The organism is Moraxella caprae DSM 19149 (assembly GCF_000426885.1).
Classification (GTDB): domain Bacteria; phylum Pseudomonadota; class Gammaproteobacteria; order Pseudomonadales; family Moraxellaceae; genus Moraxella; species Moraxella caprae.
Genome location: NZ_AUGF01000058.1, coordinates 1 through 11,540 on the forward strand (window position 1 = coordinate 1; position 11,540 = coordinate 11,540).

Here is an 11,540-nt window from a genome sequence, read left to right on the forward strand (position 1 = left end):
CAAGGCATACAGCATTTATACAAGCAAGCCTTTACGCCACTAAAACAAACTAAGAAATATCCACTTGTACAAGAAGCCAAAGATTATAACGCATTATTGTCTAAAACACGGGTGAGAGTAGAACATATCTTTGCCAAGTTTAAGGCCTTTAAAATGTTCTCAACCACCTATCGTAAATCATTGGCAAGATTTGAACTTAGGGTAAAGCTCGTGTTTGGGTGGATTGGGTAGTTTTGCAGGATGTCTAACGTTTAACATCACTGGCATTCGTGACATCTCCTTTGGTGATACTGCCACTGATGTACTGGTGAATCTCTTCTTTTTGTTGTTTAAATTTGTCATGAGGGGTACTGCCATCAGGCTTTTTAAAGGGCGTGATTAGAAAATCACGTTCATGTTTTGGGGCATTAGGGTCGGACAATCCATGCTTTTGTAGTTGTATCTCTTTCCAATAATTTAACCGTGCCACATCTCGCCTTTGCTGATAAACATCCAAGTGCTTGCCTGTCTGCAAATCTATCTTAGCAAAAACAAAGTTTAACTCCAATCGCCCTTTATCTGTGTGCTCCACCCAGTAACAAGCATAACGGGTCGCATCAAAGTTAGGCAGTAACGCCTCCTCAAATGAGACCATAAGCTCTTGTTTTTGTTTTTCATCTAAGTTTTCACTCTCATCAAATGACAAACAGCCACTGGTATAAGTACTACTGGCATTGGCATAATCCAACAAATCAATCTGCCGACTGGTGTGCATCTCATCGCCTCTAATAATGCGTGCCACCCCTTGATTGGCTCGGTTGTCAAGCAGATAATCCTTCACGCTTTTAGAGGAAGTATTACCCCCACCTTTTAGACCTTGTTTAAAAAATTTAACCAGCACGTCAAGATTCCTCAATCGATTGGGTTAGACCATGAAGCTCTTTATAAATCTCTGATAACGTCAAATTTAGCTCAATAATATCAAGCTCTTCTAATTTATTTTGTGCTTTTTTGGTGTTGGCAACTTTGGCAATTTGATTGATGTTACTGCCAATGCGTGCAATCTGTGAGAGCAGTTTTGCATCGTGCTTTCTTTGTTTTTGATTCACCATCGGTTGAGACAAAATGGCGTGACGACAATAAGTTACTAAAGGATAACCTGCTTGACTTGCTTTTATTTTTGCTTGCAGATATTCATCATTAAACATCGTGATATGTATGGCTTTACTTCTTTTAAGGCGAGCTTTCTGTTTGGGAATGATGGCATAAAAAAGATAAATTCCATCAGGCGTATGATGGCACTGCTCAAACGATAACACGCCATAATTTGGCACAATTGGGTGCATGCTGGGCAGAGCATAACGAATTATTTTTATTTTTTTATTAGGCATACATCACCACCATTACAATCATTTATCTTGCTAAATAACCACACCAACCCACTATCGTGGGTTGGGCAACCCGATAGGGTTGCAGGGGGGGGTTCAAAGGGGGGGGGTGTTTTTTACCACCCTTGCCAGTCATGCTGTCTGTGTCATTTTTAGTGGAGCGGTAGCGGAACGTGAAAATGATATAGATAGCTATGCTGGCTTATATTATTTTCTGTAAATCATCAAGTCTTAAAACAATCCCTAAATAACCACTGACGTTTTTATTTTGAGGGGAGAAGTTATCTTTACTTTTATACGCAAGTTTGCTGATTAAGTCAAGATGGTGCGAAGATGTTTTTAGGTTGACTTTAATGGTTGGTAGAATTTAAATGACGGGCGGTCAGTGGATTTGTGGGCTATTGATGATATAATGAGAGTATGATTAATCAACCAAGTGGTGTAAAGTATGGCATATCAAAAGAAACGTTCATTTCGTAGTGAAAATGAGCTTGAAGCCAAAATCAAAGAAATGCAAAAAGAATTAGAATGGGTCAAAAAGATGAATGCGGTCAAGCCCATTTATCAAGATTTGATGGAGATTCTAATCACCAATGATGATGCCACACTCAGAGCCTTCATTAATGAGGCCAGCAAAGAGCTACCTAAAAAAACATCAAAGACAGCTCTCAGAGGTGCATGATTGGATTGTGCCAGATAAAAAGACAAATAATGACAAAACGGCACAACAAACAGCTCATATCACGCCAGAAGATACTGACATGACTCAGGACTTTTTTAGTGGCAATTGATGGGTTTGATGAGTCTGGTGGGTTAAAGTCTTATATTGCGAGTGTTAAAACTTACTATAGGCAATTCCCATAATCTCTGCCATCACAAATACATAATCAAAGTTTTTATGAGCCACGCCCTCCGCCCTATCTTGAGAGAATTGCTTTTGTTTGATGGCGGTTATCTTTTTGGCGGTTTCATCCAATATCGCTGTCTGCTCAGGGTGGGGCAGACTCTCAAAGTGAGCAATAAAACGCAAATGCCGTGCCTGAGCAGGGGTAATCTTCGATGATTTAGAATCAGGTTCGGATTTGGGTAGGGGTGTAACATTGTCTTTAGCTTTTACTGGTGCCTTGCCATGCTTTTTTGAAGTTTTAATCACCGCTTGCGATGCCAAAGCAGGCTTTATCTTTTCAAGTGACAAAGCCTCTTTCGGGGTCAGTTTGCCATCCCTTAGGCGGTCAATCTCTCGGCTGGGAAAATGACGATACAAGGTCTTGGCAGGGATGTTGGTCTGTTTTGCTACATCCGCATAACGCTGACCTTCCAACAATAACCGCTTAGCTAGGTTTAAACGGTCTTGGTCAGTGGCTCGTCTGCCAACCTTGCCCCCGTTCTCAATATATGCTCGATAGCCCTGTTCTGTGCGTTCTTTGATGGTGGCACGTTCTAGTTCAGCAATGGCTCCCATGACTGTTAAAAACATCTTGCCCGTGGGCGTGGAAGTGTCAATATTTTCTGAGACTGACTTAAATTCAATGCCACGAGCAGTCAAATCCTCAACAATCTCAAGCAGATGCCTCGTATTTCTCGCCAAACGGTCAAAGCGGTACACCAGTAGCGTGTCACCCTTGACAAGCTTAGAGAGCAGTTTAGCAAGCTCTGGGCGGTCTGTGCTTGCCCCACTTCTTGTTTCACTGACAATCTTGTCGGCACCCTGCTCTTTAAGCCGAGCTCGCTGAGTAGAAAGACTGGTGCCACGCTCTTGCCCACTGGTGGAGACCCTAATATAGCCGTAAATCATGACTTTTGCCTAGATAATTTTGAGAAGGATTACGAGAATTTTGACATTATACAAAGCCAAGCACCAGCGAGTCAAATTAAATTTTCTCAAAATCTAGGGGTTTTGGGAATTATTTGCATTCAATTATAAATAATTCCACAAACCTCACTGCTTTATTTGCAAAAAGTCCAAATTTAAATGTCTAAAATCGGTCAGCTTTTCAAATTTATACTGCTCCATTTCAAATACACCGGCAAAATCGCCATCGTTATAGCGAATCTGTTGTAAACCTTGCAAATGATTTGGGTCAATATTTCTGGCCAAATACATATTAATCAAACGATGCTCTGCTTTTATCTTCTCAAAAATATCTTTGGCTCTGTCAAGCTCAATTTTCTCCTTGGCTTTTTTAGCCTGCTTTTCTGCTTTTTCACGTTCTTTTTTCTTTTTTGTTTCTAGCTCAGCTTGGCGATGTTGCTCTAAGGCTTGCTTGATAAGGTTGTTTCGATGCTCTTCACCTGCTCCAATGTTGTCGGCATAGATATTTTTTTCATTAACAATTTCACGTTCCTTGTCGGTTAAACTATCAAATATATCAACGGTATTAGCATCTCTTTCTTTGTCTTTTGCTTTTGAAATTGTTAATTTTCCTTTTGACTTTTGAGTAACAACAAAGGTAAACCCAACAATCTTACGTCCATTTTTATGTTGCTCATAAGTGATATCAATATCAGTTTTATCATTAACTTGCTTAACAGCAAAATCAATAACTTTACGCTTTAGAGTTTCCATTCTTGGGTATTCATCATTAATCACACCCAAACGATTTCGTAGCTCATCAATGTCAAACATAGGCGTCCTACCTTTAGTACGCCATGCAATAATAATCTCATACAAACGCACCGCATATTTACTGGTCAATCCTGCTACTTGTTCCAACTCATAACTGGTAAAATTCTTCTCAAGCAGTGTTATCAGAGGGGCAACATCATCAGAGAATTTCAACCTAACAATCGCCTCGTTTTCCACATAGGAGACGCTTTGAACCCAACGGCTCGTAATCGTCTCCTTATTACCTTTCGGTGTTAGCTTCTGATAAGTAAACCTGCGTTCAAACAAATGACTACACGCATCTTTTAGAGCCTGATACGCAACATTCCTATGGACACCAAACTCATTGATGTAATTCTCAGCACAAATAGTCAAGAAATCATCTGATTTAATTTCCTGATTCGTTCTTCTTGCCTCAACCACTGCAAGTAAAATAAGACGTTGTTCCACCAACTCAAGATTGTAACTGGCATTGATGAGTGCATTATCTTTAACAACGAGATTTTTATTCATACAATTTCTAATTATGCAAGGTAAACGGTGCTATATAAATTAGCACCTAAAAACAATAAAGGTGTTATTATACCTTATTTTGACAAAGGTGTCAAATGCAAGGTAAACGGTGCTATAATGCAAGGTAAACGGTGCTATAATTCCTCTATATCCCTTTATTTACAAGGCTTTCAGGACGCCTAAAAATATTAAAAATATTAAAAATAAAAAGCAAAAAATCACAAAAAGCGTGATTTTTTGCTTTACTTATTTAATTTTTAAACTTTCTTAAACCCACTCACCCACAATTCTCCACAAATCATCATAAAAACATTGCACTATTTCCACAAATTTTATAGAATAAATCTCATTTATTTATTTTTTGTATTTGATTATTTTTAGGAATATCTAATGAACCGCAATTGCTACCGCGTCATCTTTAATAAAAACCTAGGTCATTTGGTTGTGGTTTCTGAAAAAACTCGCTCGGCTGGCAAATCCGATAACTCAAGCATGGGCGGTAGTATGCCGGCTGCGTCATCACCTGTTGGTTTTGGTTTAAAGACTCTGACACTATCACTTCTGTTTAGTCTGGGCATGACTGCCCATGCTGGCACGCCCACCACCATCACCGCCGACCCATCTGCCGATAAATCATTACAACCCATTGTTCTGCCTACCGCCAGTGGTATCGTCTCTGTCAATATCGCCACACCCAATGATAAAGGGCTATCCAATAATCACTACAGCCAATTTGATGTCAGCAGTACAGGTGCTGTATTAAATAACAACCGTAAAGCAGTCAATACCCAAATCGCAGGATATGTACAAGCCAACCCCTTTATGGCAAAAGGTGAGGCATCCACCATCTTAAATCAAATTAATTCTAACAACCCAAGTCATCTGGGTGGCTTTATTGAAATTGCAGGACAAAAAGCCGATGTCATCATTGCCAATCCATCAGGGCTTGTGGTGAATGGCGCTGGCTTTATCAATGCAGGTAATGTACATCTTGTGGCTGCAAATGGCAAGTTTGACCAAGGACAAATCACCGGTTATCAAGTCAATACCGGCAACATTGAAGTTAATGGTAAGCTTAACCTACAAAACACTGATTATGCTGCATTGATTGCTAAAACCGCCCAAATCAATGATGAGATTTACGCAGGCAGCGTACTAGATATTGTCACAGGGGAGAATACAGTTACTCTGCAAGATGGTAAATTTAACCAACTTTCTGCTGCCCACAAAAATGACGGTGCAAGCAGCACAAACCAAACAGGTATTGCCCTAGATGTCGCTGCCTTAGGTGGCATGTATGCAGGTAAAATCCGTCTTATTGGCACAGACAAAGGCTTTGGTGTTAACAACCAAGGGATGATTGCAGCAACTGGCAGCGGTGTACAAGCTGGTACAGGCACGCTCACTCTTGATCATCAAGGCAATCTTGTTAATACTGGCATAGTGTCTGCCAAAGATAAACTTGCCGTCAACACCCATAATCATTCTGTTCAAAACGATGGCACGCTACTTGGTGAACAATCCGACATTGCCATTGACACCGCCAAGCTCACCAACACAGGCACCATTGCCAGCACTCAAAACACTAAGATAACTGCCACAAACGCCATTGACAATCAAGGCAGTATGTATGGTGGTGTCTTACAAGTTAGCACTGATGAACTCACCAATACTGGTAAGCTTGTCCAAACAGGTACAGGTAAGCTCACTATTAGTACCCATACACTTACCAACACCAACAAAGCTGCAATTGGTCAAAGCCTGTATGAAAAAACCCAACTTAAAGCACCCTCTGTGCCAAGTACCGATCAAAGTGCTGGTACGGTAAGCCATCAGCCAGCAGACAATACAACAACAAATAACTCAAATAATGGCGCAAACACACCCAATCCATCAACCGATACGCCATCTGCCAACGGTTTTATCAGCACCACCAAGTCTTTAAACAATACAGGTGACAAAGCACTCATCACCGCCACAGGTGATATTGGTATCACCGCCAATCAGACAAGAAACACCCATCAGGCATCCATTGATGCGCAAAGCTTTACCACCAACACCCTTGCCAACACCGACAGTAAAATCGCCCTAGATGACATCCACTGGCAATTAACCAGCTTTGACAACAGCAAAGGCGATATTAGCGCCAAAGATGGTATGGTGATTGAGAGTGGGTCTACCATCATTAACGCAGAGGGTAGTTTGACAAGCGGTGGGGATATGGTGCTTGTTGCCAAGAATGAGTTTAATAATAGCGATGGTGTTACACAAAGTGCCGGCGGTGCATCTATCACAGCGAGCAGTATCATTAATAATCAAGGCATGATTCACAGTGCTCATGCCTTGACACTAAGTGCTGATGGCACACTGACCAACAATGATGGCGTCATTAGTGGTACTCAAAACACAACCGTTGCTACCAAAACAGCCATTGATAATGCGGATGGTCGCATTCAGAGTCATGGCAAGCTTAGCATTAACACACGGCAATTAAATAGCACGGGTACGATTTACGCAGCCCAAGATACAGCCATTACTGCCAGCCATATTAACAATGAACAAGCAGGTCTGATTGCCAGTGCCAAGGATGTCCGTATTGACACTCAAAGCTTAACAAGTGCTGGCACCATCAGTGCAGGTATGCAAAGTGATGGTAAACTTGGTAATACACCAGCCAATATCAGCATCCAAGCAACAGAAGGTATTCGTAATAATGGCAATGCTATTGCGACAGGCACACTGACGCTAAATGCCAATACTATCAATCTTGATGACAGCAAAACCCAGGCTGACAATATCACACTCTTAGCACAAGACACCATTAGTACACGCAAAACCAGTACTGTCGCTAGCAATAGCCTTGCCATCACAGCGCCAAACAAACTGGATAATAGCGAGGGTATACTAAGTGCCAATGAGATGATTGTTAATACTGATGTCTTGGATAATCGTCAAGGCACCATTAGTCAAGCTGGTAAAACAGCGTTATCATTGGCAATTAAACGCAGCATTGATAATACCTTAGGTACTATTAGTACTAACAGTGATAAACTTAAGATTGATACCAATCAGCTTATTAATCAACAAGGTGCCATCCACCACGCAGGCGTAGGTGAGCTTCATGTAAAATCAGAAAATCTAAATAACAACCAAGGCGAACTATTAAGTCTAGGCACTCAAACACTAAACATCAACAAAACCATTGATAACAGCCAAGGTGTCATCTCGGCAACTGGCTTTACCATCAACGCAGATGGTTTGGATAATACCGCAGGTCTACTGCAAGCCACCGATAAAGAGGCTGACAATTCTTTAAATATTGACAGTACCCTTGATAATAATAAACTTGCCAGAGAGCAAGGCAGTATTGATGTTGCTGGTAATTTGGTACTCACTGCCAAAGCTTTACAAAACCAAGGTGCGATCACTGCCAATAATCTTAAGGCGACCGTAGCCAATGTTAATAACACTGGTGCTATCGGTGTCAGAGGTAATATACAAATCGCTAGCAGTCAAGACATTGATAATACAGGTAATATCAGTGCAGCAGGTAACATCACCTTAAATGCCAATAATATCATCAGTCATCAAGGTGTCATGATGGCAGCTGACAATATTACAGCCACTGCCAATCGCTTAAACTTCAATCAATCCACGAGCAGTGCAGACAATATTAGCTTATCAGCACAAGCGGATATACACCATAATCAAGGGGCAACAGTTGCCAACAATAAGCTTAGCTTAAAAAATACAAGTGCCATCTATAATCAAGGCGGTGTATTATCAGCCAATCACACAAGTATTGACACCAAAGATTTGCAAAATGGTGGCATTATCCAAGCGGATGTGCTTGCCATTAAACAGCAAGCGGATTATACGCACACCGATAATGACAAACTGCTTGCAAATAACTTACAGTTTAGCACTGACGGCAAGATTATCAATCAAAGCCAATTAATTGCCAACCAAGACTTAACGCTTGGTGCAAATCATATTGATAACACCCAAACAGGCACCATTAGTAGTGGCAATCACACACAAATAACCAGCCAAACCAGCATCAATAACCAAGGCCTAATCAATGGCGAAACCACGGTGATTAAAGCCAAGGAGACAATCAACAATCAGTCAGGCGGTCGTATTTATGGCACGCACCTTGCCATACAAGCCGACACACTAAATAACACACCAGCCAAAGCAGAACAATCAGATGGCAAGTACACCGCCCCTGTGATTGCAGCCAGACAGCGTCTAGATATTGGTGTAAAAACGCTTAATAACAACCCCAATCCAGACAGAGCGGGCAAATTTAACGAAAACTTCGACAGTCAAGCCTTAATCACAAGCCTTGGTAGCCTGCACATTGGTGGCAGTCTTGATGACAATCATCACGCCACAGGCAAAGCACAGACGGTTGTTAATAAAGGTGCGACGATAGAGTCTGGTGGGGGGATGGTGATTGACACCAAAACCCTACTAAATGGCAATGCCGATTTTAAAAAGCATAAGGTTGAAGTGATAGAAGAATCTGTTCGTAAGCAAACGCTTTACCGTGCCCATGAACAAGCTTCTACAATACCTGCTGCTCAAAAAAGCACCGATACCGCTGATTTGGATAAAAAGCCAATGGCGGGGCTATTTGACTGCCCTCCTGACAGTGACTGCATTATTAATTACGACAATGACTCTGTCATCTGGACACACTTTGGGATTGAACCGCCCAAAGAACCCATTCCAGACATCAAAGCCAAAGATCTGTTGGATGAACCTGAGTTGCCAGAGGGGGAAGATGCTCAAAGCTGTACTTTAGCAGGTGCAGACAATCAAGCTTGTACGCAATATAAAGAAGCGTTGGCTCACTACACCAAAGTGATGGGTCCATTATTAAAATGGGAAGAGGAAAATTCTACAGCAATTGAGGCTTTGCAATTGGCTATCAGGGAGCATAACCGCCAATTTGCAAAAAGTGATTCCGACTTAGCTTTAAACATCTATACCACAGATGAAGCTTATTTGGGTCCAACCAGCAAAAAAGGTGCACCAGAAGGTGCTTTGTATGTTAGAGATATTAATGGTATTGGTCGTTTTGCAACCGAAGAAGTGGATGTTATTACCACAGACTTTGTTGTCTATGAAGATAAAACACTAGCCTCTGACCCAGCTCGTATGGTAGCAGGTGCTAATCTTGTTGTGTATGGCGATACTCTGATTAATGACAAAAGCCAAATGAGTGCAGGTGCTGGCTTTTTGGTGGTTGGTGATACGGTTGTCCAAACCCCTGATAATGGATTGTATGGCGAAAAAGTCAAGCAAACAGAAAATGGTTACTTTACCAGATACACTGTGGAGTCGTCAGCTGGCGGTCGCCGCCACAAACGAGTACCCACCAACAGTGGCGCCTTTGTACAAGAATTTGCACCGCTAGATGCTTACCAGCTTCCCATTCTAAATGCTACCATCAATACAATACCTGTATCAACGAAGCATCCACCAGATGCTCTAAGCAGTAATGATAACCAAGCACTGCTTGATGCCTTGCAAGCCAACCAAGCCAATCTCTCTGCTACTGCTCAAGCAAAGCTAACAGCACTGCTATCAGTCAAACAATCAGGGCAGGATGTGGATGAGGCTGTGCTGGCAAGCTTGGTAAATGAGTTAGAACACAGCATTGCTAATAATCAAGCAGTAGTGGTGACGAAAACTGATAACACCATCAATCTGCCAAACTCAAGCCTCTACACCATCAACGCTGATAACCCAAATCTGCCTGTGGTACAGACTGACCCTGCTTTTACCAATTACAAACAGTGGCTTGGCTCAGATTATATGCTAAAAGCAATACAATCAGACCCAAATCACATCCATAAACGTCTATCTGATGGTTATGGCGAACAAGCGCGTATTAAAGATGAGTATTACCTACTGACAGGCAGACACATCAACACCGATTATCACAGTAATGAAGAAGCCTTTAAACAGTTGATGGATAATGGCATCACGGCAGCCAAACAATTCGGCTACACGCTTGGCACAGCACTCACGCCTGATCAGATGGCAAACTTGACCAGCGACATCGTCTGGTTGGTGAAACAGTCCATCACCTATACCACCAAAGATAAAGATGGCAATAGCATCACCAAAACCGAGGATGTCTTAGTACCCAAGCTGTATCTAAGATCTGCCAACATCGCCACAGGCACACTTAGTCCTGATGGCAGATACAGTGCTGTCTCAGCAAGAAATATCAACATGCAGCTGACTGGCGATCTTGACAATAATGGCAACCTCATCGCCAAAGATACTGCTGCCATCACCGCAAACAATGTCAATAACACAGGCGTCATTAATGGCGACTTTGTTAAGATAAGCACAAACAACGACCTCATCAACCACGGCACCCTACACGCAAACAGTGCCATGGGTCTTGATGCCAAAAACCGCATCATGAGCCAAAGCCTAACCACCACCCAAACAAACACGCAAGGCAGAAGTAGTTCAAGCAGAACTGACTTAAGCCAAATCGCCACCATCAGTGTTGGTGAGGGCTTAAAAGACAAAACCGATGATAATGGCAAGCCATTAACCACCCTAAGTCTGCGTGGCAATCAGATCATCTATCAAGGTGCCACATCAGACAACGCTGGCGGCAATACCCAAATGACCGCCAAAAACGGCATTGACATCACCACCATCACCACAAGCAATCACATCAGTGCTGTGGCAGATGACAACAATTACTTTAAGTACAGTCAAACTACCGATGTAGGCTCAAATATTACAAGCTATGGTGACACCATCATCAGAACCACAGGCAAAAACGCAGACATCAACATCAAAGGCTCGCATCTAAATGCCACTGGCACCACAGCACTGATTGCCACAGGCGACATCAGCATCACTGAAGGCCGTGCTACCCAAAGCTTGGATACGGCAAGTAAATTTACTGACAAAGGCATACTAAGCAAAAAGACCACCCAAACTACCCATCAGATGGATAGCAATACCAGTATTCAAAGTACGGTGGGTGGTGAAAATATTCTTATCAAATCAGGTGG

General features: G+C 42.1%; 7 protein-coding genes. 3 read left to right on the forward strand and 4 right to left on the reverse strand.

All coding sequences use genetic code 11. From position 1 onward, the window contains the following. Positions 1 to 231, forward strand: a 231-nt coding sequence (locus K941_RS17390; protein ID WP_029103687.1) for a transposase family protein, incomplete at its 5' end; no start/stop codon positions are given. A 13-nt stretch (positions 232 to 244) separates the two neighbouring features. Here K941_RS17390 and K941_RS15680 read toward each other — a convergent pair. Together K941_RS15680 and K941_RS0111195 are read right to left on the reverse strand one after the other, a co-directional pair. Continuing rightward, a complete protein-coding gene (locus tag K941_RS15680) occupies positions 245 to 880 on the reverse strand; it encodes a relaxase/mobilization nuclease domain-containing protein (protein WP_051226037.1) in 636 nt (211 codons plus the stop codon). A gap of 1 nt (position 881) precedes the next feature. Continuing rightward, positions 882 to 1,370, reverse strand: coding sequence for a MobC family plasmid mobilization relaxosome protein (locus tag K941_RS0111195; RefSeq protein WP_029103688.1), 489 nt, complete (start codon positions 1,368 to 1,370; stop codon positions 882 to 884). Between the two features lie 445 nt (positions 1,371 to 1,815). Between K941_RS0111195 and K941_RS0111205 the strand changes: the two genes are divergently transcribed. Then, positions 1,816 to 2,049, forward strand: a complete 234-nt coding sequence (locus K941_RS0111205) for a hypothetical protein (protein WP_029103689.1) — start codon at positions 1,816 to 1,818, stop codon at positions 2,047 to 2,049. A gap of 153 nt (positions 2,050 to 2,202) precedes the next feature. On the opposite strand, the gene K941_RS16535 is transcribed toward K941_RS0111205, so the two are convergent. Both K941_RS16535 and repM read right to left on the reverse strand, forming a co-directional pair. Continuing rightward, positions 2,203 to 3,162: a recombinase family protein gene (locus tag K941_RS16535; RefSeq protein ID WP_051226038.1), complete on the reverse strand. Its 960-nt coding sequence runs from the start codon at positions 3,160 to 3,162 to the stop codon at positions 2,203 to 2,205. A 144-nt stretch (positions 3,163 to 3,306) separates the two neighbouring features. Further along, complete coding sequence (gene repM, locus K941_RS15690) at positions 3,307 to 4,485, reverse strand: replication initiation protein RepM (protein WP_051226039.1); 1,179 nt, start codon at positions 4,483 to 4,485, stop codon at positions 3,307 to 3,309. 390 nt (positions 4,486 to 4,875) lie between these two features. Here repM and K941_RS0111225 point away from each other — a divergent pair. Continuing rightward, positions 4,876 to 11,540 (forward strand): two-partner secretion domain-containing protein (locus tag K941_RS0111225; RefSeq protein ID WP_029103690.1); only part of this gene is annotated, 6,665 nt, incomplete at its 3' end.

Coding starts and splice junctions, on each gene's coding strand:
- repM (WP_051226039.1), bottom strand. CDS start 4,485: ATGAATAAAAATCTCGTTGTTAAAGATAATGCACTCATCAATGCCAGT.
- K941_RS0111205 (WP_029103689.1), top strand. CDS start 1,816: ATGGCATATCAAAAGAAACGTTCATTTCGTAGTGAAAATGAGCTTGAA.
- K941_RS0111195 (WP_029103688.1), bottom strand. CDS start 1,370: ATGCCTAATAAAAAAATAAAAATAATTCGTTATGCTCTGCCCAGCATG.
- K941_RS16535 (WP_051226038.1), bottom strand. CDS start 3,162: ATGATTTACGGCTATATTAGGGTCTCCACCAGTGGGCAAGAGCGTGGC.